The sequence below is a fragment of the Pseudomonas sp. WS 5146 genome (genome assembly GCF_012985495.1).
GTDB classification, from domain to species: Bacteria; Pseudomonadota; Gammaproteobacteria; order Pseudomonadales; family Pseudomonadaceae; genus Aquipseudomonas; species Aquipseudomonas edaphica.
Genome location: NZ_JAAQWL010000004.1, coordinates 280,138 through 304,913, shown reverse-complemented (window position 1 = coordinate 304,913; position 24,776 = coordinate 280,138). Strand labels below are relative to the sequence as shown.

The 24,776-nt window shown below is 60.5% G+C and carries 21 protein-coding genes; 10 read left to right on the top strand and 11 right to left on the bottom strand.

From position 1 onward, the window contains the following. Window positions 1-114: 114 nt before the first annotated feature. The 3 genes from HBO41_RS13565 to HBO41_RS13555 all read left to right on the top strand — a co-directional run bounded on the left by HBO41_RS13565 (window position 115) and on the right by HBO41_RS13555 (window position 1,932). Window positions 115-390 carry a polyhydroxyalkanoic acid system family protein gene (locus HBO41_RS13565; protein WP_017138585.1) on the top strand — a complete coding sequence of 92 codons (276 nt, stop codon included), beginning with the start codon at window positions 115-117 and terminating at the stop codon, window positions 388-390. Between the two features lie 105 nt (window positions 391-495). After that, entirely contained in the window at window positions 496-918 is a 423-nt protein-coding gene (locus tag HBO41_RS13560) for a phasin family protein (protein WP_017138584.1), read from the top strand. A gap of 12 nt (window positions 919-930) precedes the next feature. Continuing rightward, window positions 931-1,932: a phasin family protein gene (locus tag HBO41_RS13555; RefSeq protein ID WP_138454123.1), complete on the top strand. Its 1,002-nt coding sequence runs from the start codon at window positions 931-933 to the stop codon at window positions 1,930-1,932. 173 nt (window positions 1,933-2,105) lie between these two features. Here HBO41_RS13555 and HBO41_RS13550 read toward each other — a convergent pair whose 3' ends face one another. The 10 genes from HBO41_RS13550 to HBO41_RS13505 form a co-directional block, all read right to left on the bottom strand. Beyond that, window positions 2,106-2,726, bottom strand: coding sequence for a TetR/AcrR family transcriptional regulator (locus tag HBO41_RS13550; RefSeq protein ID WP_017138582.1), 621 nt, complete (start codon window positions 2,724-2,726; stop codon window positions 2,106-2,108). A 27-nt stretch (window positions 2,727-2,753) separates the two neighbouring features. Then, window positions 2,754-4,436 carry a class II poly(R)-hydroxyalkanoic acid synthase gene (phaC, locus tag HBO41_RS13545; protein ID WP_017138581.1) on the bottom strand — a complete coding sequence of 561 codons (1,683 nt, stop codon included), beginning with the start codon at window positions 4,434-4,436 and terminating at the stop codon, window positions 2,754-2,756. Window positions 4,437-4,524: 88 nt separating this feature from the next. Further along, complete coding sequence (gene phaZ / locus HBO41_RS13540) at window positions 4,525-5,370, bottom strand: poly(3-hydroxyalkanoate) depolymerase (protein WP_017138580.1); 846 nt, start codon at window positions 5,368-5,370, stop codon at window positions 4,525-4,527. Between the two features lie 166 nt (window positions 5,371-5,536). Beyond that, entirely contained in the window at window positions 5,537-7,216 is a 1,680-nt protein-coding gene (gene phaC, locus HBO41_RS13535; protein WP_099549478.1) for a class II poly(R)-hydroxyalkanoic acid synthase, read from the bottom strand. 249 nt (window positions 7,217-7,465) lie between these two features. Beyond that, window positions 7,466-7,843, bottom strand: a complete 378-nt coding sequence (locus tag HBO41_RS13530; RefSeq protein ID WP_017138579.1) for a gamma-butyrobetaine hydroxylase-like domain-containing protein — start codon at window positions 7,841-7,843, stop codon at window positions 7,466-7,468. 183 nt (window positions 7,844-8,026) lie between these two features. After that, complete coding sequence (gene hslU / locus HBO41_RS13525; protein WP_017138578.1) at window positions 8,027-9,364, bottom strand: ATP-dependent protease ATPase subunit HslU; 1,338 nt, start codon at window positions 9,362-9,364, stop codon at window positions 8,027-8,029. A 36-nt stretch (window positions 9,365-9,400) separates the two neighbouring features. After that, window positions 9,401-9,931 (bottom strand): ATP-dependent protease subunit HslV, encoded by a 531-nt coding sequence (gene hslV, locus HBO41_RS13520; RefSeq protein ID WP_010563201.1) that lies wholly within the window; start codon window positions 9,929-9,931, stop codon window positions 9,401-9,403. 258 nt (window positions 9,932-10,189) lie between these two features. Continuing rightward, on the bottom strand, window positions 10,190-10,891 hold the full coding sequence (locus HBO41_RS13515) for an SPOR domain-containing protein (protein ID WP_017138577.1): 702 nt from the start codon (window positions 10,889-10,891) through the stop codon (window positions 10,190-10,192). A gap of 1 nt (window position 10,892) precedes the next feature. Next, on the bottom strand, window positions 10,893-12,629 hold the full coding sequence (gene argS, locus HBO41_RS13510) for an arginine--tRNA ligase (RefSeq protein ID WP_169986597.1): 1,737 nt from the start codon (window positions 12,627-12,629) through the stop codon (window positions 10,893-10,895). A gap of 204 nt (window positions 12,630-12,833) precedes the next feature. After that, window positions 12,834-15,053 (bottom strand): primosomal protein N', encoded by a 2,220-nt coding sequence (locus HBO41_RS13505; RefSeq protein WP_017138575.1) that lies wholly within the window; start codon window positions 15,051-15,053, stop codon window positions 12,834-12,836. 342 nt (window positions 15,054-15,395) lie between these two features. Here HBO41_RS13505 and rpmE point away from each other — a divergent pair, with 342 nt between their 5' ends. Together rpmE and HBO41_RS13495 are read left to right on the top strand one after the other, a co-directional pair. After that, complete coding sequence (gene rpmE / locus HBO41_RS13500; RefSeq protein ID WP_017138574.1) at window positions 15,396-15,623, top strand: 50S ribosomal protein L31; 228 nt, start codon at window positions 15,396-15,398, stop codon at window positions 15,621-15,623. Between the two features lie 288 nt (window positions 15,624-15,911). Then, complete coding sequence (locus tag HBO41_RS13495) at window positions 15,912-17,180, top strand: malic enzyme-like NAD(P)-binding protein (protein ID WP_099548044.1); 1,269 nt, start codon at window positions 15,912-15,914, stop codon at window positions 17,178-17,180. A gap of 742 nt (window positions 17,181-17,922) precedes the next feature. On the opposite strand, the gene HBO41_RS13490 is transcribed toward HBO41_RS13495, so the two are convergent. Next, window positions 17,923-20,385 (bottom strand): penicillin-binding protein 1A, encoded by a 2,463-nt coding sequence (locus HBO41_RS13490; RefSeq protein ID WP_407073963.1) that lies wholly within the window; start codon window positions 20,383-20,385, stop codon window positions 17,923-17,925. A 219-nt stretch (window positions 20,386-20,604) separates the two neighbouring features. On the opposite strand from HBO41_RS13490, the gene pilM reads away from it, so the two are divergent. From pilM to aroK, 5 genes are all read left to right on the top strand, one after another. Then, the gene (gene pilM / locus HBO41_RS13485; RefSeq protein ID WP_099548046.1) at window positions 20,605-21,261 is read left to right on the top strand and encodes a type IV pilus biogenesis protein PilM; all 657 of its coding nucleotides are present in this window, start codon (window positions 20,605-20,607) and stop codon (window positions 21,259-21,261) included. After that, window positions 21,258-21,809 (top strand): PilN domain-containing protein, encoded by a 552-nt coding sequence (locus HBO41_RS13480; RefSeq protein ID WP_017138570.1) that lies wholly within the window; start codon window positions 21,258-21,260, stop codon window positions 21,807-21,809. Before pilM ends, HBO41_RS13480 begins: the two co-directional genes overlap by 4 nt. Next, a complete protein-coding gene (locus HBO41_RS13475; RefSeq protein ID WP_169986595.1) occupies window positions 21,806-22,807 on the top strand; it encodes a pilus assembly protein PilP in 1,002 nt (333 codons plus the stop codon). The genes HBO41_RS13480 and HBO41_RS13475 overlap by 4 nt, the downstream gene beginning before the upstream one ends. Window positions 22,808-22,876: 69 nt before the next feature. After that, window positions 22,877-24,205, top strand: coding sequence for a type IV pilus secretin PilQ (locus HBO41_RS13470; protein ID WP_017138568.1), 1,329 nt, complete (start codon window positions 22,877-22,879; stop codon window positions 24,203-24,205). Between the two features lie 4 nt (window positions 24,206-24,209). Next, window positions 24,210-24,728 carry a shikimate kinase AroK gene (gene aroK / locus HBO41_RS13465; RefSeq protein ID WP_017138567.1) on the top strand — a complete coding sequence of 173 codons (519 nt, stop codon included), beginning with the start codon at window positions 24,210-24,212 and terminating at the stop codon, window positions 24,726-24,728. The last annotated feature ends 48 nt before the right edge of the window (window positions 24,729-24,776 follow it).

Below are 24,776 nucleotides of genomic sequence, written 5' to 3'. Positions count from 1 at the left end.
GATAATCCCCACCGCCTGCTTTGTCTTGGCAAGGCTGAAGGTAAGATAGGTGTTCATCGAGACCTTTTGCCGCATGGCAGGTGTTCTGAGTCGATATAAAGAGGAGTCATTGCAATGGCCCGTATTACCGTTGAGCGTGCACATTCCCTGGGTAAAGAAGGCGCGCGCGCGAAGGCCGAGAAGTTGGCGCACAAACTCAAGGAGCAATATGGCCTGGAGTCATCGTGGTCGGGCGATAGCCTGAACCTCAAGCGTTCGGGGGTTAAAGGCACGGTGTTAGTCGCCGATGAATCGCTGCGCATTGATGTTGAATTGGGCCTGTTGATGTCGGCCATGAGCGGCACCATCAAGTCTGAAATCGAGAAAGCCCTGGATAAGGCGCTGGCCTGATCAATGTGTTCTTAGGGTGCCGATTCTAATTTTCCAGCCTACTTTGTGCCCAAGCCCTCAACTCCTGCGGGCCGTTCCTCGACCCTAATCTGCGTGAGGTGCACCATGGCCAAAGTTATTTTGAAGAAAAAAATCGACCTTCAGTCCACTGCCCTGAGTGACGTTAAAAGCTACGCCCGCAAGATCTGGCTGGCAGGACTTGGCGCCTATGCCAAGGTCGGCAGCGAAGGCGGCGAGTACTTCAAAGAGCTGGTCAAGACCGGTCAACATGTTGAAAGTAAAGGCAAAAAAGTTGTGGTTGAACAACTTGATGCTGCCAACAGTCAGATTGACCAAGTAAAGAGTAATGTCTCCAGCGTCAAAGGTTTGGTTGAAGTTCAACTGGATAAAGTTGAAAAAGCTTTTGACACGCGTGTTGCAAGTGCCTTGAATCGAATCGGCATTGCGTCTAAACATGACGTGGAGACACTCTCTGCTAAGCTCGAAGAGCTGACGACATTGCTAGAACGTGTCGCGCGTAAACACTAAGGAGACATCGGGATGGCTGTTAAAAAGACTACTCAGAAAGAAGGCAGCTCGTGGATCGGGGAGGTTGAAAAATATTCCCGTAAGATCTGGCTTGCTGGTTTAGGCGTGTACTCGAAGGTTAGCAGTGACGGCGGCAAATACTTCGAGACATTGGTCAAGGACGGCGAAAAGGCCGAGAAGTTGACCAAGACCACGGTTGGTAAAAAAGTTGAAGCGGCCAAGGCCACTGCCGGCTCTGCCAAGTCGAGCATTTCTGACACTTGGGGCAAGTTGGAAGAAACCTTCGACAAGCGTCTCAACAGTGCCATTTCGCGACTGGGCGTGCCCAGCAAAGCGGAACTGAAGACGCTGCACAGCAAGGTCGATACCCTGACCAAGCAAATCGAAAAACTCACTGGCGCTAAAGTGGCTCCAGCCAAAACCGCCGCCGCTAAACCGGCTGCCAAGCCTGCGGCTAAAACTGCGGCTGCTAAACCGGCTGCCAAAACCGCCGCCAAGCCTCTGGTTAAAGCGGCCGCCAAGCCAGCTGCCAAACCTGCGGCCAAGGCCCCGGCTAAAGCTGCGGCAAAACCCGCTGCAAAAACCGCAGCTGCCAAACCGGCTGCCAAGCCTGCAGCAAAACCCGTGGCCGCTAAAGCCGCTGCCAAGCCTGCGGCTAAGCCGGCTGCCAAAGCAGCAGCAAAACCAGCGGCCAAGCCTGCGGCTAAAACCGCCGCTGCCAAACCTGCTGCCAAGCCGGCCGCTGCGAAACCTGCAGCCAAACCAGCCGCCGCTAAAGCCGCTGCCAAACCTGCTGCAGCAAAACCTGTGGCTGCCAAGCCTGCGGCAAAACCTGCCGCCGCGAAGAAGCCAGCAGTAGCCAAGAAGCCAGCAGCGTCCAAACCTGCTGTTGCGGCCAAGCCTGCAACTCCAGCGCCAACCGCTTCTACAGCCAATTCGGTGTCCGCACCGACACATGCTCCTGCCGCCCCGACTGCAACGCCGGTAACCCCGACGCCATCCAGTCAGTCCTGATTTTTTCAGGGCACAAAAAACGCCCGGCCTGTGAAGGTCGGGCGTTTTTTTATGGAAGTCTCATATACAGCGCATTTCCAATGTGGGAGCGGGCTTGCCCGCGATGGCGGAGTGTCAGCCACCCAGGTATTGGCTGATAAATTGCTATCGCGGGCAAGCCCGCTCCCACATTTTTAATCGATATCATCCAGGTATTTGAGCGCAAACCGCTCAGTTGCCTGCCGCGCCGGCAATAGCAGATGCGGCGCCACCAGCATCATCACCTGGTACACCACCACCCGCACCTCGCCTTCACGGTCGAGAATCCGTTGGTAGTCCAGGGAAAACAGCAGGGTCATGGTGATCTGTTCCACCAATTGCCCCAGTGCCTGGGTATCACTGACCAGTTGCCCCGCCGCCTTCAAGCGCGCAAGCAGTGAAGCCAGGGTGCGCTTGAGCGCCGTGAGCAAGTTGCGAATGCCCTTGGCCAGCTTTGGCAGGCGCCCGGCCAGGTTCGACAGGTCCTGGAACAGGAACCGGTAGTGGGCCATGCGCTCGATGATCAGGTGCAGGAACAGCCAGTAATCTTCGGGTTTGAGTTGCGCATCTGCCGGCGGGTCGAGCAGCGGCGCCAGTTCATTCTGGAAACGCTCGAACAACCCAAGCACCAAGGGCTCCTTGCCATGGAAATGGTAATAAAGGTTGCCGGGGCTGATCCCCATTTCATTGGCCACCTCCATGGTCGACACGTTCGGTTCGCCCTTGTGGTTGAACAACTGCAGGGCACATTCAAGGATACGGTCGCGGGTCTTCATCCAGTCTTCTTAATGTGATCGTTGAGCTCAGCGCACCCGCACGTAAGTGCCTGGCGCCGCTTCCATCGGTGGGTAATTCTGGTTGCCCAGGGCGGTGAGTGTTTCGCGTTGCACGCCCGAACGTTGCTGGATCCACGCAAGCCACTGCGGCCACCAGCTGCCTTCGACGTGACTGGCGTCGTAGTACCAGGCACGCGGGTCGCTGCTCAGCTTGGGGTTCTCGACGTAGTTGGCCTTGGGGTTGCCCGGCGGGTTGAGGATGCTCTGGATATGCCCGCTGTTGGACAGCACAAAGCGCCGCTCGCCGCCCAGCAGTTGCGTGGAGCGATACACCGCGTCCCACGGCGTGATGTGGTCGTTGATCCCGGCCACGCTGAAGCTGTCCACTGTGACCTTCTGCAGGTCGATGGGCGTGCCGCACACCTCAAGGCCACCCGGATGGCTGAGCGGGTTGTGCTTGAAGAAGTCCAGCAGGTCGCCATGCAACGCGGCGGGCAGACGCGTGTTGTCGTTGTTCCAGTAGAGGATGTCGAACGCCGGCGGTTCTTTGCCCAGCAGGTAATTATTGATCCAGTAGTTCCAGATCAGGTCGTTGGGGCGCATCCAGGCGAAGACCTTGGCCATGTCTCGACCCTCCAGCACGCCTTGCTGGTAGGAGCGGCGCTTGGCGGCTTCCAGGGTCTGTTCATCGGCAAACAAGGTGGCGGGGCTGTCGATCTGGCTGTCCAGCAGGCTCACCAGGTAACTGGCGCTGGAGATGCGCCGCAGCTGGCGCTTGGCTTGCAGGTGGCCTTGCAGCGCGGCGATGGTCAAGCCACCGGCGCAGGCGCCCATCAGGTTGACCTCACGGGCACCGGTGATTGCCCGGCACACGTTCAGCGCTTCCTCCAGCGCCGCCACATAGGTGGACAGGCCCCACTCGCGGTGACGCACATCCGGGTTGCGCCAGCTGACCATAAACGTCTGCAGGCCGTTTTTCAGGGCGTACTGCACAAAGCTGTTGGCGGGGCTGAGATCGAAGATGTAGTACTTGTTGATTTGCGGCGGCACGATCAGCAACGGCTTGGCGTACTGCTTTTCGCTCATGGGCTTGTACTGGATCAGTTCCAGCAGCTCGTTGCGAAACACCACGGAGCCCGCGGTCGTTGCCACCGTTTTGCCCACTTCAAAAGCGTGTTTGCTGACCTGGCTGGGCAGGCCGTTGTTGTGCAACAAATCGTTAAACAAATTACTCACGCCGCGCACCACACTGTTGCCGCCGGAGTTGAGCAGCTCCTTGATGGCCAGCGGGTTGAGCAAGGTGTTGGAGGGCGAGACGGCATCGTTGATCAGCGAGAAGGCAAAGTGCGCGCGGGCGCGGTCATCGGCGCTCATCGAGCTGTCGTCGATCCAGTGACGCGTTTGTTTCTGCCAGCTCAAATAGGCTTGCAGGCTGCGCCGGTACAGCGGATTAAGCGTCCAGGTGGGGTCGGCGAAGCGGCTGTCAGCGGGGTTGGGGGCCTGTACGGTTTCACCCAGCAGCACGCGACCGAGTTGGCCGCCCAAGGCCAGGGCGTGCCGAGCGGTGTACAGCGGGTTGCGCAAGCCATGGTTGGCGACACTGCGCAGGGTCGCCAGCAAATCGCGGCCCCGCAGGCCACTGATCGCATTTTGCGCGTTGATGAACGCGGCCGGGGTGGGCGCCGGGTTCGTCACGGGTCTTTCTCGCATGAGCCAACACTCCTTCGTCAAGCCATCAACAGGCACGCCAATTCAGAACCATAGTCGGTTCCTGGCAAGTTGCGCGGCGGCGTAGTCCTTACACCGCTGGTCGAGGGTGAATCACCGCACGCAGGCGCTCCTCTTCAAGAAACTTCATGATGATCGGCGCCACGGCTTCGGCGCGGGTGATCAGGAACAAGTGGCCATCATCGATGATGTGCAACTGTGCGTTGGGAATGCGCCAGGCGAGCATGCGCATATTGATCAGCGGGATCAGCGGGTCGTCGTCGCCGGCCAGCACCAGGGTCGGCTGGCGGATCTTGTGCAGCCAGTGAATGCTGGTCCAGCCAAGGCCCGCAAACAGCTGCCAGTAGTAACCGAGCTTGCCCGCCGAGCGCACCTTGCTGGCGTGTTCGGCGGCCAGTTTGGAGTCGCGGCGGAACGAGCCGCCATAAATCATCGGTGCAATGCGCACCACGTGGGACGGTTGGATATAGCGCCTGGGGCTTGCCATCAGCCATAGCACCTTGGGTTTGCCCGGCACCATAAAGGCCCCGGCTGCCGTCGCCGCCAGGATCAGTTTTTTGCAGCGCTCGGGGTAGTCATAGGCAAACTGCTGCGCCAACGCGCCGCCCCAGGACACACCCACCGCATTCACCTGGCCATAGTCCAGGTAATCGAGCATGCGTGCGGTGAGCTTGGCCAAGCCGGGAAAACGATAGGGCACGCTGGGTGTGGAAGACCCCCCCACACCTGGCACATCGAAGGCGATCACTTCCAGGTCCGGGTCCAGCGCCTGGACGAACGGAAACACCAGCTCAAGGTTGGCGCCGATGCCGTTGAAGATCAGCAGCGGCGTCAAGTGAGGCTTGCCCGGGCGTACCGCCGTACGGATGGTCTGGCCATCCAGGTCGATGGTACGGAAGATGAACGGTTGCGGCATGCTCAAGCCCTGTGAAGTGGCGCTATTTGTCTGGAAAAACTAGGTTCCTGTGGGAGCTGGCTTGCCTGCGATAGCAATCTTTCAGTTAGCTCATCATCTAGCTGGCCCACCGCTATCGCAGGCAAGCCAGCTCCCACATTGATCGCATTTCTACCGCAAAATCTGCTTATCGTTCGTGCACATAAGTACCCGGTGCCGCCTCAGCTGCGGCATAGGCTTTGTTACCCAGGCTTGTAGGTGCTTTCTTCAGTTTGCCCGCCCGCTCGGCCTGCCACGCCTGCCAATGCAGCCACCATGAGTCAGTATGCTTGGTGGCATTCTCCTGCCACTCCAGCGGCTTGCCCGCCAAACCATCGCTGGTCTGGTAACGCGCCTTGGGGTTGCCTGGCGGGTTGAGGATGCTCTGGATATGCCCGCTGCTGGACAACACAAACTCCACTTTGCCACCAAACAGCTGCGCCGATTTGTAGCACGACTGCCACGGCGTGATGTGGTCGTTGGTGCCGGCCAGGGAATAGATATCGGCGGTCACCTGCTTGAGGTCGATCGGCGTGCCGCACACTTCCAGGGCATTGGCGCGCACCAGCGGGTTGTTCTTGAACAGCTCAATCAAATCGCCATGGAAGGCGGCCGGCAAACGTGTGGTGTCGTTGTTCCAGAACAGGATGTCGAACACCGGCGGCTCGTTGCCGAGCAGGTAGTTATTGACCCAGTAGTTCCAGATCAGGTCGTTGGGGCGCATCCAGGCGAAGACCTTGGCCATGTCGCGGCCCTCCAGCACACCGGCCTGGTAAGAATGGCGCTTGGCGGCTTCCAGGGTCTGTTCGTCGACAAACAGCGCCACCTGGGTGTCCAGGGTGGTGTCCAGCACACTCACCAGCAAGGTCAGGGCGTTGACCTTCTTCTCGCCCAGCGCCGCGTAGTGGCCCAGCAGGGCGGTGCAGGTGATGCCGCCCGAGCAGGCGCCGAGCATGTTCACGTCTTTGCTGCCGGTAATCGCCGTGACCACATCGACCGCTTCCTTGAGCGCCTCGATATAGGTCGACAGGCCCCACTCGCGCTGCGCCTTGGTCGGGTTGCGCCAGCTGACGATAAACGTCTGCTGGCCATTGCGCAGGCAGAAGCGCGCCAGGCTCTTCTCTGGGCTCAGGTCGAATACATAGAATTTGTTGATCTGCGGCGGCACCACCAGCAGTGGGCGTTCGTGCACCTGCTCGGTGATGGGCTTGTACTGGATCAGCTCCAGCACGTCATTGCGAAACACCACGGCGCCTTCAGTGGTGCCCAGGGTCTTGCCGACTTCAAAGGCGCCCATGTTGACCTGGCTGGGCATGCCGCCGTTGTGCACCATGTCTTTGGCCAAGTGGGACAGGCCATCAAGCAGGCTTTTGCCGCCGGTTTCAAAGAAGCGTTTGACCGCCGCCGGGTTGGCCGCGCTGTTGGTGGGGGCCATGGCTTCGGTCATCAGGTTGATCACGAAGTGGCCGCGGCTGATGTCCTGTTCCGACAGGTTACTGTCGCCGATCCAGTCGTGCAGTTCCTTGCGCCACGCCAGGTAAGTTTGCAGGTAACGCTTATAGAGCGGGTTCTGGCTCCACGCCGGGTCGTTGAAGCGACGGTCGTCGCCTTCGGGGGCCAGTGCGGATTTGCCGAACATCACGTTCTTCAATTCCACGCCAAAATGCGCGACGTGTTTGACGCTGTGCAACGGTTGCTTGATGGCTTGGGTCAGTACCATCTTCGCTGAGGCCAATAAATCCTTTTTGCGTAACGCGATGATCGGGTTCAGCCCCAGGGTGTTTTCCGAGGCCTGGCGTTTCAAGTCATCGTTATTCTTGTTACTCATCTACGACGCTCCATTGTCCGAAAGACGAGTACCGGCGATTGCTGCGCACCCAATTTCGATACACGACACCAGCCTGGTACTGCGACTCGGGTGACCGTTGATACCGCATCGTCAAATGCAGGGAACTTGCCAGTTCCATTGGTTACCCGAGTTTAATTTTTTTCGCAAGCGGGCCAATCGTTGACCACGCGACAGGGCATTCAAGCAGATGAAATTAGAAAATGCCCTCTAAAGAGCGAGACGCCTGAGTTAGAGCATCAGCCGCACGACCGATTCGCTCGGGTCGCGGGTTTTGCCGGCGGCTTTAAGCTCAGCCAGATAATCGGCCCACAACGCATCCTGGCGCACGGCCAACTGGTAGAGGTAGTCCCAGGTGAACAGTCCGCTGTCATGGCCGTCGTCGAAGGTCAATTTCAGTGCATATTGGCCGGCTGGTTCTATCTTGATCAGCCGCACGTTGAGCTTGCCGAACTGCAGGATGGGTTTGCCGTGGCCCTGGACCTCGGCGGAAGGCGAGTGGGTGCGTAGCAGCTCAGCGGGGAGCTGGTAGACCTCGCTCGGCCCATAGGTAAGGCCGAGGGTGTTGGAGGTTTTGTGCAGGTTTACAGCGGTGGGGAATTTGGTCATTGGAGAACCGCCCAGAGATAGTCCTGAGAACCGGCTTAAAACTGTAGGAGCTGGCTTGTGTGGGAGCCGGGCTTGCCCGCGATGCAGACACCTCGGTGTTTCAGAAACACTGAGGTGATGCTATCGCAGGCAAGCCAGCTCCCACACAAGTCCGGCTCCGACACAAGCCGTTTTCTGTGAGGCTTACAGGATATAACGAGACAGATCTTCGTTCTGCGCCAATTCGCCCAGGTGGCTATTGACGTACTCAGCGTCAATCTTGATCGCTTCGCCATTCTGCGAACCGGCCATGTCGCCAGCACTGAAGGACACTTCTTCCAGCAGACGCTCAAGCAGGGTGTGCAGGCGACGGGCACCGATGTTTTCGGTCTTCTCGTTGACCTGCCAGGCAATCTCCGCCAGGCGCTTGATGCCGTCCGGCTGGAATTCGATGCCCAAACCTTCGGTTTTCAGCAGTTCGCGGTATTGCTCGGTGAGCGAAGCATGCGGCTCGCTGAGGATACGTTCGAAGTCGCCGGGGGTCAGCGCCTTGAGTTCCACGCGAATCGGCAGACGGCCTTGCAGCTCCGGCACCAGGTCGCTGGGCTTGCTCAAGTGGAACGCGCCGGAGGCGATAAACAGGATGTGGTCGGTCTTGACCATGCCCAGCTTGGTGTTCACCGTGCAGCCTTCGATCAGCGGCAACAGGTCGCGCTGTACGCCTTCGCGGGACACATCGACGCCGCCGGAGTTTCCGCGCTTGGCCACCTTGTCGATCTCGTCGATAAACACGATACCGTGCTGCTCCACCGCTTCCAGGGCTTTGGCCTTGAGCTCTTCCTCATTCACCAGGCGCCCGGCTTCTTCGTCGCGCACCAGCTTCAGCGCGTCCTTCACCTTGAGCTTGCGGCTTTTCTTCTTGCCCTTGCCCATGTTGGCGAACAGGTTCTGCAACTGGCTGGTCATTTCTTCCATGCCAGGCGGTGCGGAGATGTCGACGCCGGACACTTCGGCCACTTCGATCTCGATTTCCTTGTCGTCCAGCTGGCCTTCACGCAGGCGCTTGCGGAACAGCTGGCGGGTGTTGGAATCCGAGCTTGGCGCGGCGTCTTCGTTAAAGCCCATGCGTGCCGGTGGCAGCAGGGCATCCAGGATGCGTTCCTCGGCGGCGTCTTCGGCGCGGTGGCTGACCTTGGTCACTTCCTGCTCGCGCAGCATTTTCAGGGCTGCGTCGGCCAGGTCACGGATGATCGACTCGACGTCACGGCCTACATAGCCCACTTCGGTGAACTTGGTGGCCTCGACCTTGATGAACGGAGCATTGGCCAGTTTGGCCAGGCGTCGGGCGATTTCGGTTTTACCCACGCCTGTCGGCCCGATCATCAGGATGTTCTTGGGCGTTACTTCAACGCGCAGTTCTTCGGGCAGTTGCATCCGGCGCCAGCGGTTACGCAGCGCAATGGCAACGGCGCGCTTGGCATCGTCCTGGCCGATGATATGGCGATTAAGTTCATGGACGATTTCGCGGGGAGTCATGGACATAGTGTTTGGCGGCCTCAAGCGGAATAAGCCTACGGCTTACTCGGCGAGGTCCTGCTCCTCAATGGTGAAGTTGTGGTTGGTGAACACGCAGATATCGCCGGCGATACCCAGGGCGGTCTCGACGATTTCGCGGGCCGACAGGTCGGTTTTCTTCAACAGGGCGCTGGCTGCCGCCTGGGCGTAGCCGCCGCCGGAACCCATGGCGATCAGGCCGTGCTCGGGTTCAACCACATCGCCGTTACCGGTGATGATCAAGGATGCGTCTTTGTTGGCGACCGCCAACATGGCTTCCAGGCGGCTGAGGGAACGGTCGGTGCGCCATTCTTTGGCGAGTTCGACAGCGGCGCGAACCAGGTGGCCCTGGTGTTTTTCCAGCTGGCCTTCGAAGCGTTCGAAGAGGGTGAAGGCGTCGGCAGTGGCGCCAGCGAAACCGGCGAGAACCTGGCCGTGGTACAGGCGACGCACTTTCTTGGCGTTGCCTTTCATCACGGTGTTGCCCAGTGAAACCTGGCCGTCGCCGCCCATGACGACTTTGCCGTGGCGACGTACTGAAACGATGGTGGTCAAGGGGAGAGTCTCCACGCAGCGGGGCGAAAATGCCCTGATGGAATCTCATATGGGGGTGGCGGGGGGGATTTCAACCGTAGGACGTGTGTGCGGACGAGTGGTGTTTATGGGGCTGACACCTTCCAGAGAACACCACAAAACCAACTGTGGGAGCTGGCTTGCCTGCGATAGCGGTGTGTCAGTCACTGAAAATATGGACTGTTACATCGCTATCGCAGGCAAGCCAGCTCCCACATATTGATCAGCGTTGAGCCGGAATCAACGGCTCTGGCGTTGTTGTAACAACAGATTGCTAAAGCCTGCACCCGCCAGTTGCTTCTGCGCCACGGTCAGCTGTTCACGGTTGCTGAACGGCCCGACCAATACGCGATACCAGGTCGCATCCTTCACGGTGCCGGACTCCACTGTTACCGACTGGCCCAGCAGGATGATCTGCGCACGCACACGATCCGCATCCGCCTGTTTCGGGAACGAGCCCGCTTGCAGGAAGAACTTGGTCACCGGCGCCGCCTTGGTGGTCGCAACCGGTGGCGGTGGCGGCGGAGTGATCCCGGCCAACGCGGCTTGAGCGCGTGCGGTGTCGATTTTCGCGGCTTCCGCTGGTGTCACCGGCGTGGTCGGCACTTGTGGCGTCGGCAGGGTTTTCTCCGGCACGGCGTCAGGCGGCACGATCACTTCCGACTCCGGCAGCAGCGTGTAGAAGTCGTACTTGGGCTTTACCGGCGCGGTCGGGCTCGGCGCGGTCTTGTTGGCCTCGGCGATTTTCGTGGCCTTCTGCTGTTCTTGCTTGACCCGTTTGACGTCATCGCCCTTGCCGGGCTCCAGCTTCATCAGGATCACCACAAACGCGCCGACCGCCAGGCCGATAGCCATCCACAGCCAGCCCGGGATTGGCTTCTTCGCCGGTGCCTGATAGCGGCTGGCGCCGCGCTTGGGTGCAGGTTTTTTCTTGGCAGCCAACTTACATACGCTCCAGGGTTTCCAGGCCTAACAGTTCCAGGCCTTGCTTGAGGGTCCGTCCAGCCAGTGCGGCGAGGCGCAGGCGACTTTGCTTTTGGGCTTCGTCGTCTGCCGTAAGGATCGGGCAGTTCTCATAGAAGCTGGAGAACAGACCGGCGACTTCGTACAAATACGTGCAGAGGATATGCGGCGTGCCTTTTTCACCGACGCTGTTGAGCACTTCGCCGAACTGCGCCAGCTTGGCCGCCAGGTCCTGTTCATGCGGGGCATCCAGCACGATTTGGCCTTCAACCTCGCTGAAATCCTTGCCCAGCTTGCGGAACACGCCGGCCACACGGGTGTAAGCGTACAGCAGGTACGGCGCGGTGTTGCCTTCGAAGTTGAGCATCAGTTCGAAGTTGAAGCTGTAGTCGCTGGTGCGGTGCTTGGACAGGTCGGCGTACTTCACCGCACCAATACCTACCACGCGGGCGATATTGCGCAGGTCGGCTTCGGCCAACTCCGGGTTCTTTTCCTTCACCAGGTTGTAGGCACGGTCCTGGGCTTCGTTGAGCAGGTCGATCAGCTTCACGGTGCCGCCGTCGCGGGTCTTGAACGGGCGGCCATCGGCGCCGTTCATGGTGCCAAAACCCATGTGTTCCATGTGCATCGGGTGGGTGACGAAGCCTGCGCGGCGCGCCACTTCGAACACTTGCTGGAAGTGCAGGGCCTGGCGCTGGTCGACAAAATACAGCGCGCGGTCGGCCTTGAGCACGCCGCTGCGGTAGCGCACGGCTGCCAGGTCAGTGGTGGCGTACAGGTAGCCGCCGTCGGCCTTGACGATGATCACTGGCAGCGGCTCGCCGTCGGCGGTCTTGAATTCCTCGAGGAACACGCACTGCGCGCCGTTGCTCTCAACCAACAGGCCGGCAGCCTTGAGGTCGTTGACCACGTTGATCAGGTCGTCGTTGTAGGCGCTTTCGCCCATCACGTCGGCCATGGTCAGCTTCACGTTGAGCAGCTCGTAGATTTCCTGGCAGTGCGACAGCGAAATCTCACGGAAACGGCCCCACAGCGCCAGGCAATCTTCATCGCCGGCTTGCAGCTTGACCACCAGGCCACGGGCGCGGTCGGCGAACTCTTCGGATTCGTCGAAGCGCTTTTTGGCGGCGCGGTAGAAGTTTTCCAGGTCGGCCAGCTCGTTGCTGGTGATCGGGTTTTCCTGCAGGTAGGCCATCAGCATGCCGAACTGGGTGCCCCAGTCGCCCACGTGGTTCTGACGGATCACGTCGTCACCCAGGAACTCCAGCACCCGTGCCACGCCGTCGCCAATGATGGTCGAGCGCAGGTGGCCCACGTGCATCTCTTTGGCCAGGTTGGGTGCCGACAGGTCAATCACCACACGCTCCACGGGGCCGGCCTTGCGCACGCCAATGTTGGCGTCGGCCAGGGCCGCGTCCAGGCGCGAAGCCAGGGCCTGGGTGTTCTGGAAGAAGTTGATAAAGCCTGGGCCGGCGATTTCGGCCTTGGTCACACTCTCGTCGGTTGGCAGCGCGGCGATGATTTTCTCCGCCAGGTCACGCGGTTTCATGCCGGCAGGCTTGGACAGCATCATCGCAATGTTGCTGGCAAAGTCGCCATGGGTCTTGTCGCGAGTGTTTTCCACCTGGATCGCCGGCGACAGGCCTTCAGGCAACACACCTTCGTTGACGAGTTGGGTGAGGGCTTGTTGGATCAGCTGGCGAATGGTGTCTTTCATGGTGTTCTCTTTCGACCGCAAGCGGCGGTGCGCGATGCGCAGGTGGAAAAACTCGGCATTATCCGTGGCGAGGGCGGGCTTGCCAACCGTTCAGACAGGTTGATGGACCTGCGAACCTCATCGCGGGCAAGCCCGCTCCCACATTTAAGGGGGTTCATATTTCAAAATGTGGGAGCTGGCTTGCCTGCGATAGCGATTTCGCAATCAATACAGGTCTACCGGATCCACATCCAACGACCATCGCACTTGGCGGCCGCTGGGCATTTGCTCCAGGGCAAGCATCCAGCTATTTAATAGTCGATGCAGCGGTGCACGGGACGTTGCCTGCAAGAGTAGCTGAGCGCGATACCGCCCGGCGCGCCGCTCCATCGGCGCGGGGACTGGGCCGAGCAATTCGATGCCGGCCAGACTCAACTCACCGAGCAAACGCTCGGCGGCGCTGCATGCCTCGTCGAGAAAGCTTTCGGCCTGCCCTGGCTTGTGCGCTTCGGCGCGCAACAGTGCCAGGTGTGCAAACGGCGGCAGGCCGGCGGAGCGGCGTTCGCTCAGGGCCTGTTCGGCGAAAGCGAAGTAGCCCTGTTCTGTCAGTTGAATCAGCAAGGGGTGGTCAGCCAGATGCGTCTGGATAATCACCTTGCCCGGCTCTTCGGCGCGCCCGGCACGGCCTGCCACCTGCACGATCAGTTGCGCCATGCGTTCGCTGGCGCGGAAGTCGCCGGAGAACAAACCACCGTCGGCGTCCAGGATCGACACCAGCGTTACCCGTGGGAAGTGGTGCCCTTTGGCGAGCATCTGCGTGCCGATCAGGATGCACGGCTGGCCTTTCTGAATGGTCGCGAACAGCTGGTTCATCGCGTCTTTGCGCGAGGTGCTGTCGCGGTCGACGCGCAGCACCGGGTAATCCGGAAACAGAATGCCCAGGCGCTCCTCGGCACGCTCGGTGCCCGCACCCACGGGGCGCAAATCCACTTTGCCGCATTGTGGGCAGTGGCGCGGCACGCGCTCCACATGGCCGCAGTGGTGGCAGCGCAGCTCGCCGTGGCGCTGGTGTACGGTCATGCGCGCATCGCAGCGTTCGCACTCGGACATCCAGCCGCAGTCGTGGCACAGCAGCGTCGGCGCAAAGCCCCTACGGTTAAGAAACACCAGGACTTGCTGGCCGGCGGCGAGGGTTTGGCCGATGGCTTGCTGCATCGGCCCGGAAATGCCGCTGTCCAGTGGGCGGCTTTTTACATCCAGGCGCAGGAAGCGTGGTTGCTTGGCGCCGCCTGCGCGCTCGTTGAGGCGCAGCAGGCCATAACGGCCGGTGTAGGCGTTGTGCAGGCTTTCCAGGGACGGTGTAGCCGAGCCGAGCACAATCGGGATGTCTTCCTGGCGCGCGCGTACCAGCGCCAGGTCGCGGGCGTGGTAGCGCAGGCCTTCCTGCTGTTTATAGGAGCCGTCGTGCTCCTCGTCGATGATGATCAGCCCGGGGTTTTTCATCGGCGTGAACAGGGCCGAGCGGGTGCCGATAATAATGTCGGCCTCGCCGTCCCGCGCAGCCAGCCAGGCTTCCAGGCGCTCGCGGTCGTTGACCGCCGAATGCACCAGCGCGATGCGCGCGTTAAAACGTTGCTCGAAACGCGCCAGGGTTTGCGGGCCGAGGTTGATCTCCGGGATCAACACCAGTGCCTGCTTGCCGGCTTGCAGGGTTTCGCGGATCAGTTGCAAATACACTTCGGTCTTGCCGCTGCCGGTGACGCCGGCGAGCAGGAAGGCATGGAAGCTGTCGAAACCGGCGCGAATGGCTTCATAGGCGGCGCGTTGCTCGGGGTTCAGCGGCAACTCCGGTTGAGCCAGCCAGTGGTCATGGCGCGGGTCCGGCGCGTGCTTGCGGATTTCCACCTGCACCAAGCCCTTTGCCAGCAGCAAGTCGAGGCTGTCTTTGCTCAGCATCAGCTTGCTTAACAACTGGTGGGCTACGCCATGGGGGTGTTGGGCCAGGGTCGCGAGGGCTTCGCGTTGGCGTGGCGCGCGGGCGATGCGTGGGTCATCCAGGCGCGCGCCGGGCACCATCGACCAGAAACGCTCCTGGCGTGCTTCAGCCAGTTCGCCCTGGCGCAGCAGCACCGGCAGTGCCCAGCTCAGGGTATCGCCGAGGCTATGCTGGTAATACTGTGCGGTCCACAGGCATAACTTGAACAGCGCGGGCGGCAGCGGCGGTGTAGCGTCGAGGATGGCCAGGGCTGGCTTGAGCTTTTCGGCGGGGACTTCGCTGTGGTCGGCCACTTCGATCAGGATGCCGATCATCTCGCGACGGCCAAACGGCACGCGCACGCGCATGCCCGGCTGCAACTGCGCCCGCAACACGCCGGCCGGGGCTCGGTAGTCGAACAGGCGGCGCAGGGGCGATGGCAGGGCTAGGCGCAAAATGGCGTCGGGCACGCGGGGAGTCTCATATAAAGGCAGGCAGTGGCGCAGGGGCGGGAGCCTAGCAGACCTGCGGTGGGGGTGTCCTGTCTTGCGGCACTTCTGTGGGCGCCGGGCTTGTTGTGGCGAGCAGCAGGCTTGCCCAGCGCAGGGCAAGCCTGCTCGCCACAAAAAAGTGCGTCCTTGCAGATGGGCGGTGGTGTGTTGGGTTTTTCTGATGAAAGGGGCTTTTATGTAGGCAAAGCACGGGAGGCGCCGCTTGCGCGTTTAAAAAGGTCTGGTAGAATCCGCGGCCTAATTACGTGCGGTATTCGACAATAGTGTCGAGTGGCGGCACGCTAGCCCGAGGAAGTCACCATGAAAGCCGATATCCATCCAGCGTACGAAACTATCGAAGTAACCTGCAGCTGCGGCAACAAGTTCGAAACGCGTTCGAACCTGTGCAAGCCACTGGGTACTGACGTATGCAACGAGTGCCACCCGTTCTACACCGGTAAGCAGAAAACTCTGGACACCGGCGGCCGTGTACAGCGCTTCGCAGATCGCTTTGGTGCTTTCGGCAAGAAGCCTGCTGCTGCAGAGTAAGGCCCAAAAGCCCCCAGGGTTTTTGCAAGCTGTTGAAAAAGGCGCCCCTTGTGGGCGCCTTTTTTGTGCCTGCGATTTGACCGTGCTGCACTCAAAGCGATTTTAATAAAATAATTGTAGACATTTTTTATCGTAATTGTGAACAGTTAAGCCCTTGTATCCCGTGGCTCTTGGCCGAAAGTCGTAGTGCGCGGCCCTTGACGGCAGTGACTGACCAGTCTTGTGGGGACTTTCTCACACGCGTATCCTCGGCGGTCCGTCGACCAACAGTAAAAGCGGAATGCCGATATGTCTGATTTGAAAACTGCCGCTCTCGAATATCACGCCCATCCTCGTCCAGGAAAGCTGAGTGTAGAGCTCACCAAAGCCACTGCCACTGCCCGCGACTTGTCGCTGGCCTACAGCCCTGGCGTTGCCGAGCCCGTACGTGAAATCGCCCGCGACCCTGAACTGGCGTACAAGTACACCGGCAAAGGCAACCTGGTTGCAGTGATTTCCGATGGCACCGCGATTCTCGGCCTGGGCAACCTCGGCCCATTGGCTTCCAAGCCAGTCATGGAAGGTAAGGGCGTGCTGTTCAAGCGCTTTGCCGGCATCGACGTTTTCGACATCGAAGTCGATTCCGAAAGCCCGCAAGCTTTCATCGACACTGTAAAGCGCATCTCCATCACTTTCGGTGGCATCAACCTGGAAGACATCAAGGCACCTGAGTGCTTCGAGATCGAAAAGGCCCTGATCGAACAGTGCGACATTCCGGTATTCCACGATGACCAGCACGGCACCGCGATCGTTACTGCGGCCGGCATGATCAACGCCCTGGAAATCGCTGGCAAAACCCTGGCTGACGCCCAGATCGTCTGCCTGGGCGCTGGTGCTGCGGCCATCTCCTGCATGAAGTTGCTGGTGAGCATGGGCGCCAAGCTGGAAAACATCTTCATGGTCGACAGCAAGGGCGTTGTTCAGTCCGAGCGTACCGACCTGAACCAGTACAAGGCGATGTTTGCCCACGCTACCGACAAGCGCACCCTGGCTGACGCCCTCGACGGTGCCGACGTGTTCGTTGGCCTGTCCGGCCCGAACCTGCTGAGCGCCGAAGGCCTGAAGTCCATGGCGGCCAACCCGATCGTGTTCGCCTGCTCCAACCCGGACCCGGAGATCTCGCCTGAGCTGGCCCACGCCACTCGCAACGACGTGATCATGGCCACCGGCCGTTCGGACTACCCGAACCAGGTCAACAACGTGCTGGGCTTCCCGTTCATCTTCCGTGGTGCCCTGGACGTTCGCGCCAAGCGCATCAACGAAGAGATGAAAGTGGCTGCAGCCAACGCCCTGCGTGAACTGGCCAAGCTGCCGGTACCTCAGGACGTGTGCGATGCCTACGGTGGTGCCCCACTGGCATTCGGTCGTGAGTACATCATCCCGAAACCAATGGATAAGCGCCTGATCACCCTGATCTCGGATGCCGTGGCCAAAGCCGCGATCGAGACTGGTGTGGCTACCCTGCCGTATCCGAAGCACTACCCGCTGAAAAGCGTGGATGATGTGTTCAACGGCTAAGCCGTTGTAGCGCACCAACAAAAAGCCCCGGCTCTTGCGAGTCGGGGCTTTTTTTGTGGCTGATGAATACGGTCTTCAGGCGCCAGGTAAACCCTGTGGGAGCCGGGCTTGCCCGCGATGGCGGTGTATCAGGGGATGAATCAGTGGCTGATACACCGCCATCGCAGCATAGGTTACACAGCCGGTTGGCACGCAGTCTGTGGCAGGTGGGCTGTTGTGGCGAGCAGGCTTGTCGAATCGTCGCACCGCCGGCGTTGGGCTGCGAAGCGGCCCCAGTAAAGGCACTGCAATTTTCCTGAAAGTACTCAGTGTCAGGGTTTGGGGCCGCTTCGCGGCCCAACGCAGGACAAGCCTGCTCGCCACAGGAGAAAGTGGCGGCCTTCAAAAGTTGTGTAGATGCCTATGGCCATCGCAGGCAAGCCAGCTCCCACAGTGGAGCTGGGTCGGCCATTGATCTCATCAGAACAAATCGATCGGCGCCGCCTAATCCGCCGGCAGCGGGCTGCCCGGTGTAAAGCGTGGATGATGTGTTCAACGGCTAAGCCGTTGTAGCGCACCAACAAAAAGCTCCGGCTCTTGCGAGTCGGGGCTTTTTTTGTGGCTGATGAATACGGTCTTCAGGCGCCAGGTAAACCCTGTGGGAGCCGGGCTTGCCCGTGATGGCGGTGTATCAGGGGGTGAATCAGTGGCTGATACACCGCCATCGCAGGCAAGCCAGCTCCCACAGTGGAGCTGTGTCACATTAGAAGAGATCGATCGGCGCCGCCTCATCCGCCGGCAGCGGGCTGCCCGGTGCAACGCCGTTGCCCAGCTCGTTGACCGACGGCGGCGTGTCTTCGCTCTTGAACAGCTCGAAGTACGCATTCGGCGTGCTGGGTGATGCTGCACGGCCGCTGACCGGGTCGATCCGCAGGCTGAGAATACCTTCCGGCTCAGCCTGGGTATGCAGCGGCTTGTCCTTCAAGGCCGCGCCCATGTAGCTCATCCAGATCGGCAGTGCGACGGTGCCACCAAACTCACGGCGGCCCAGGCTTTCCGGTTGGTCGTAGCCGGTCCACACAGTGGTCACGTAGTCGGCGTTGTAGCCGGAGAACCAGGCATCCTTGGACTCGTTGGTGGTACCGGTCTTGCCGGCGATATCCGCGCGACCCAAGGCCAGGGCGCGGCGGCCGGTGCCTTTCTTGATCACGTCTTCCAGAATGCTGTTGAGGATGTAGGTGGTACGACCATCCACCACACGCTCGGCCACTGCTGGTGCCTGTGGCTCGGCGGGCACGGCGGCATTGGCGGCCGGTGCTGCGCCTGGCGTCGGCTCAATGGTGATGCCGCCGTTGTTCGGTGCTGCAATGCCATCGGGTGCAGCCACACCGTTTACCACGTCGCCCGGCACGCGTGGCGGGTTGGCGGTGAACAGCGTGTCGCCATTGCGGCTTTCGATCTTGTCGATCAGGTACGGCGTGATCTTGTAGCCGCCGTTGGCAAAGGTGCTCCAGCCGGTAGCAATTTCCATCGGCGTGAGGGTCGCGGTGCCCAGCGCCAGGGACAGGTTCGGCGGCAGATCCGACTTGGCGAAGCCAAAGCGTGTCATGTAGTCGATGGTCTTGCCCACGCCCATCGCCTGCAGCAGGCGGATCGAGACCAGGTTGCGTGACTTGTACAGCGCCTCGCGAATACGGATCGGGCCGAGGAAGGTATTGGTGTCGTTCTTCGGGCGCCAGACCTTGTCCAGGTACTCGTCGACAAACACGATCGGTGCGTCGTTGACCAGGCTGGCGGCGGTGTAGCCGTTATCCAGCGCGGCGCTGTAGACGAACGGCTTGAAGCTCGAGCCCGGCTGGCGCTTGGCCTGGGTGGCGCGGTTGTAGTTGCTCTGCTCGAAGGCAAAGCCGCCGACCAGCGCACGGATTGCACCGTTCTGCGGGTCCAGGGACACCAGTGCGCCTTGGGCCACAGGCACTTGGCTGAATTTAAGGCTGTCGTCTTTCTGGCGTTGCACGCGGATCAAGTCACCGACCTGCGCCACGTCCGACGGCTGCTTGGGCATCGGGCCCATGCTGTTGGTGTTCAGGAACGGGCGTGCCCATTTCATGCTGTCCCACGACACATGGCCTTCGCCGCTGCGGGTGAGCACTTGCACGCCATCCTTCTTCACCTGGGTGACGATGGCTGGCTCCAGGCCACTGATCGGGCGCTGTTTACCCAGCTCGGTGGTCCAGGCGCTCAGGGTCTTGCCCGGCAGGCGCGATTCGGGGCCACGGTAGCCATGGCGCTGGTCGTAGGTCACCAAACCGTCGCGTACTGAGTTATTGGCGATTTCCTGCAGGTTGCTTGGAATGGTCGTGGTCACGCGGAAGCCTTCGGTGTAGGCCTCGCTGCCATAACGGCCGACCATCTCGGCACGTGCCATTTCAGCGATATACGGCGCATTCACTTCCGGAGTCGGCACGTGATAGCTGGCGTTCAGCGGCTCGGCCACGGCGCTCTCGTAGGCGGCCTGGTCGATTTTGCCCAGCTTATACATGCGCCCCAGGATCCAGTCGCGACGCTCCTTGCTGCGCGCCGGGTTGGCCAGCGGGTTGAAGCGCGACGGCGCCTTCGGCAGGCCGGCGATCATTGCCATCTGCGCCAGGCTGGCATCACGAATCGACTTGCCGTAGTACACCTGCGAAGCGGCTTCGATCCCGTAGGCGCGATTGCCCAGGTAGATCTTGTTGACGTACAGCTCAAGGATTTCGTCCTTGGTCAGCTGACGTTCGATCTGCAGCGCCAACAGGATTTCGGTGGCCTTGCGCGAAAAACTGCGCTCGCTGGTGAGGAAGAAGTTCTTCGCCACCTGCATGGTGATGGTGCTGCCGCCGGATTGAATGTGTCCGCTTTTTACCAGCTGGGTGGCTGCGCGCACCAGGCTGCCTGGGTCGACGCCGTAGTGGTTGGCGAAATTATCGTCTTCAGCCGAGAGCAGGGCGTTGATGAAATTGGGTGGAATGTCGGCGAAACGGATCGGTGTGCGGCGCATTTCGCCGAACTCCGCGATCAGTTTTTCATCGCTGCTGTAGACCCGCAAAGGAATCTGCAACTGGATACTTCTGAGTGCCTCTACTGAGGGCAAACCCGGACTAAGGTAGAGGTAGGCCCCGCTGAGTACGAGCAGCAGCCCGCAGACGATCGCGACAATGGAGTACCCGAAAAACTTCAGCAGACGAATCAAGGCTTTTGGATTTCCAGAGAAAAGAATGAGTTACGCGTCGGGGCATGCATGGCAAACGATGGATCGACCCGAGCAGCAGGAAAAAGCGGGAAAAAACGCTGGGCATTAAAGCATTTTCGGCCTGGGGCGTCATTCGTGGCGGCCAAACAAGTCGACCGAATGCACGATTCCCAGCGGCAATCAGGCGGTATGACAGGCAAAGTTTTAGGGAGTTTTATGAGAAAGGGATTTTTCAGGCGCAAAGCCGACACCCTGCTGGGCGTCGACATCAATGACACCGGAATCAAGCTGATTGAACTGGACCACACCGCCGGCGCCTACAGCGTCAAGGCATACGTCGCGCAGGGGCTGCCCGCCAATGCGGTCGTCGATGGCACGTTGTTGGACCTTGAAGGGGTGGGGCAGGCACTGCAGCAGGCATTGTCCCGGTTGCACTCGTCCGTCCGGCAGGCGGCGGTGGCGGTATCGGGGCCATCGGTCATCACGCGGGTGATCGACATGGAGGCGGGGCTCAGTGACGAAGAGATGGCCTGGATGATCCAGATGGAAGCCGACCAGTACATCCCTTACCCACTGGATGACGTCGCCATCGATTTTCAGGTGCGCGGCCCCTTAGCTCAGGACTCGGCGCGGGTCGAGGTGGTGCTGGCTGCGTGCCTGAAGGAGCAGGTCGAGGCCCGCGCAGCGGTTTTGGCCCTGGCCGGGCTGGTTGCGCGGGTGGTGGACGTCGAAGGGTTTGCATTGGAGCGCGCTTGCCGTCAGGATTTCGCCAGCTTCATGCCGGGCCATCGAGTCGATGGCGCACAATGGGCCGTGGATGCCCACGGGATGGGAATTGCTTGCGGGCTGGCCCTGAGGAGTTTCGCTGGATGACACGAATCAATCTTTTGCCCTGGCGCCAGGCGCAGGCAGAACGGCGGCGCAAATACTTCCTGATATTTCTGCTGGGGTTCGCCGGTGTGGCACTCGCGGCGGTGTGGCTGGCGAACCAGGTCATCGATCAGGCGATCGACCGGCAAGTGACACGCAACAGCCACCTCAACAAAGACGTCGCCATCCAGGACTCGCGCCTCAAGACCATCGATGACTTGCAGGAGCAGAGCCAGCAATTGGCCGCGCGAATGAAGGTCGTACAGGACCTGCACGAATCTCGCTCGGCCGGCGCCCAGCTATTGGACCAACTCGCCCGTGCCGTGCCCGATGGGGTGCACCTGCATGAGGTGGTTGCCAAGGGCAATACGGTGAGTGTCAGTGGCAGTGCCGAGTCCAGCCAGGATATCGCTCAACTGATGCGCCGCCTCGAGGCCTCTGAAGGTGCCCACGCAACCCGGCTGCAGCACGTGCGTGCGCAAGGCCAAGGCGGCGGCAACGAATTCCAGTTGATGGTGCGCCAAGGGGAATCCACCGAGGCCCAGCCTTGAGCCTGCCCAGGCTCGACTTTTCCACGCTTTCTCACAACGCTGCCAAATGGCCCCTACCGGCCAAGCTTCTGCTCGGCTGCGCGCTGGGGGGATTGGTGTGGGTGGTGGGCGATGGATGGCTGCTGGCTCCGGCACGTGAACAGTTGCAAGGGTTGCAAGCGCAGACGCTGATGTTGCAACAGCAACTTACGCAAAAGACCAGCCTGGCCGCCGATCTTGAGGTGCGTGCCCATCAGGCCCAGGGAGCCCAGGCGCAGGTTGCCGAGCTGTTGCGGCAGTTGCCCGGCGAATCGGACATGCCGGGCTTGCTCGAAGACATGGCGCGGCTGGCGGCGGCCAACGGTTTGGTGGTCGAAGGTGTCACGGTACTGGATGAACAGACGCAGCCGTACTACATCGAGGAGCCGGCACAAGTCGGTGTGTTGGGTGCCTACCACGACCTGGCGAGCTTCGTGACTGCCCTGGGTGATTTGCCGCGGATCGTCACTGTGCAGGATGTGGTGCTTCGGTCTGAAGGGGCGTTATTGCGCCTTGATTTGCTGGCCAAGACTTACCGTGGCCTGTCCGCGCGCGGCAAGCCTGGAATGGCTGTCGAGCAGGGGGCGCACTTTGTCTATGAGGCAGCGTCCCAGCGTGACCCGTTCCAGCCGCCTGCGGCGCAGGTCGACCATATGCCGGGCCAACCCGCTCTTGCGCCGGACTTGGCGCGCAAGCGCGGCCCACTGGAAGGCCTGGCTGTCGACCAGTTCGAAATGGTCGGCACGCTTTCAATCGATGCAGTGTTGGTCGAAGCACTGCCCCATGGCCTGCAGACATTCGCCCTGCTGCGCACATCTTCTGGCGTGCACCGGCTGGCGGTCGGCGACTACCTGGGGCCTAACCATGGCCGGGTCACGGCCATTCATTCCGGCCACATCGAACTGGTCGAACTGTTCCCGGACGAACAGGGCGCATGGCTTGCGCGTTCGCGAACCCTGGTTTTAAACGTCAACTCATAACGGAATCAAACAATGAAAAGGACTTTCTCGTCCTTCGGTGTGGCGCTATGGATAGCGTTCACGGCACCGATGGCATTTGCTGTGCCCAATCGCGTCGATCTGATCCAGCTGCCGCCTCCTGGCAGCGTGGTTCCCAGTGGCGCCTACAACGGCGACACGCTGACCCTCAACTTCCAGAACATCGAATTGCGCGCCGTGTTGCAGCAAATTGCGGATGTGGCCGGGCTTAATCTGGTGGCCAGTGATGAAGTGCAAGGCTCGATCACTTTGCGGCTCAAGGATGTGCCCTGGGACCAGGCGCTGGATCTGGTGCTGCAAACCAAAGGCTTGGATAAGCGCGTGAAGGCCGGCGTTTTGCTGGTGGCACCCGCCGAAGAATTGGCGGCCCGCGAGCTGCTGGCGCTGGAGTCGCGCAAGCAGATGGAAGAGCTGGCGCCCTTGCGGCGCGAGCTGTTGCAGGTCAATTACGCCAAGGCGGCGGACCTGGCCAAGTTGTTCCAGTCGGTGACAGGCGTTGACGGCTTTACCGATGAGCGCGGCTCGGTGGCGGTGGATGATCGCACCAATAACATCATCGCCTACCAGACCCGCGAGCAAATTGACGAGCTGCGGCGCATCGTGGCGCAGCTGGATGTACCGGTACGCCAAGTGATGATCGAGGCGCGGATTGTCGAGGCTAATGTCGATTACGACAAAAGCCTGGGCGTGCGCTGGGGCGGGCGGCTCAATCGCGGCAACTGGGGCGCGGGCGGTATCAGCAAGCCGTTGGCCGAGGGTGCGGAGCCACCGGAGAATCCGCCCAGCTCGCCGTTTGTCGATATGGGCTCGCTGGCCGGTACGTCTGGCTTGGGCATCGCTTTTATTACCGACAACCTGTTGCTCGACCTGGAACTGACGGCCATGGAAAAAACCGGCAACGGCGAAATCGTCTCACAGCCCAAGGTGGTCACTTCCGACAAGGAAACCGCGCGCATCCTCAAGGGCACCGAGATTCCTTACCAGGAGTCCAGCTCGCGTGGCGCCACCTCAGTGTCGTTCAAGGAGGCCTCGCTGTCGTTGGAGGTGACCCCGCAAATCACCCCGGATGGCTGGGTGATTATGGAGGTCAAGGTTACCAAGGACGAGCCGGACTACCTGAACAAGCTCAACGACGTACCGCCGATCAAGAAAAACGAGGTCAACGCCAAGGTGCGGGTCAAGGATGGCGAGACCATCGTCATTGGCGGGGTTTTCTCCAATACCCAAAGCAAAGTGGTAGATAAAGTGCCATTTTTGGGCGATGTGCCGTATCTTGGCCGCCTTTTCCGGCGCGATGTGCTGGCGGAGAAAAAATCCGAGCTGCTGGTATTCCTGACTCCGCGTATTATGAATAACCAGGCGATTGCTGTGAGTCGTTGATTCTGTGCGAAATTTGATTCTTGTAGGACCGATGGGGGCTGGAAAAAGCACCATCGGCCGTTTGCTGGCCAAAGAGCTGCGCCTGCCGTTCAAAGATTCCGACAAGGAAATTGAATTGCGCACGGGTGCCAATATCCCATGGATCTTCGATAAGGAAGGCGAGCTGGGCTTTCGCGACCGCGAGCAGGCGATGATTGCCGAGCTGTGCGGCTGCGATGGCGTGGTATTGGCCACCGGCGGCGGTGCAGTGATGCGCGATGAAAACCGCCGGGCGCTGCATGCCGGTGGTCGCGTGGTTTATTTGCATGCATCGGTCGAGCAGCAGGTGGGGCGTACCGCCCGCGATCGCAATCGCCCATTGCTGCGCACCGCAGACCCGGCAAAAACCTTGCGGGACTTGCTCACGCTGCGCGATCCGCTGTATCGGGAAATCGCCGATCTGGTGGTCGAAACCGATGAGCGGCCGCCTCGAATGGTGGTTCTCGACATTCTTGAGCGTTTGCAGCAATTGCCACCCCGTTAAAGCCAGGCCCGAAATGCGCTATTCTCGGCGGCGCGCCATCATCCTCCG

Excerpts from the sequence above, each read along its gene's own strand:
- HBO41_RS13565 (WP_017138585.1), top strand. The coding sequence starts at position 115 with ATGGCCCGTATTACCGTTGAGCGTGCACATTCCCTGGGTAAAGAAGGC.
- HBO41_RS13560 (WP_017138584.1), top strand. The coding sequence starts at position 496 with ATGGCCAAAGTTATTTTGAAGAAAAAAATCGACCTTCAGTCCACTGCC.
- HBO41_RS13555 (WP_138454123.1), top strand. The coding sequence starts at position 931 with ATGGCTGTTAAAAAGACTACTCAGAAAGAAGGCAGCTCGTGGATCGGG.
- HBO41_RS13550 (WP_017138582.1), bottom strand. The coding sequence starts at position 2,726 with ATGAAGACCCGCGACCGTATCCTTGAATGTGCCCTGCAGTTGTTCAAC.
- phaC (WP_017138581.1), bottom strand. The coding sequence starts at position 4,436 with ATGCGAGAAAGACCCGTGACGAACCCGGCGCCCACCCCGGCCGCGTTC.
- phaZ (WP_017138580.1), bottom strand. The coding sequence starts at position 5,370 with ATGCCGCAACCGTTCATCTTCCGTACCATCGACCTGGATGGCCAGACC.
- phaC (WP_099549478.1), bottom strand. The coding sequence starts at position 7,216 with ATGAGTAACAAGAATAACGATGACTTGAAACGCCAGGCCTCGGAAAAC.
- HBO41_RS13530 (WP_017138579.1), bottom strand. The coding sequence starts at position 7,843 with ATGACCAAATTCCCCACCGCTGTAAACCTGCACAAAACCTCCAACACC.
- hslU (WP_017138578.1), bottom strand. The coding sequence starts at position 9,364 with ATGTCCATGACTCCCCGCGAAATCGTCCATGAACTTAATCGCCATATC.
- argS (WP_169986597.1), bottom strand. The coding sequence starts at position 12,629 with ATGAAAGACACCATTCGCCAGCTGATCCAACAAGCCCTCACCCAACTC.
- rpmE (WP_017138574.1), top strand. The coding sequence starts at position 15,396 with ATGAAAGCCGATATCCATCCAGCGTACGAAACTATCGAAGTAACCTGC.
- HBO41_RS13495 (WP_099548044.1), top strand. The coding sequence starts at position 15,912 with ATGTCTGATTTGAAAACTGCCGCTCTCGAATATCACGCCCATCCTCGT.
- pilM (WP_099548046.1), top strand. The coding sequence starts at position 20,605 with ATGAGAAAGGGATTTTTCAGGCGCAAAGCCGACACCCTGCTGGGCGTC.
- HBO41_RS13480 (WP_017138570.1), top strand. The coding sequence starts at position 21,258 with ATGACACGAATCAATCTTTTGCCCTGGCGCCAGGCGCAGGCAGAACGG.
- HBO41_RS13470 (WP_017138568.1), top strand. The coding sequence starts at position 22,877 with ATGGCATTTGCTGTGCCCAATCGCGTCGATCTGATCCAGCTGCCGCCT.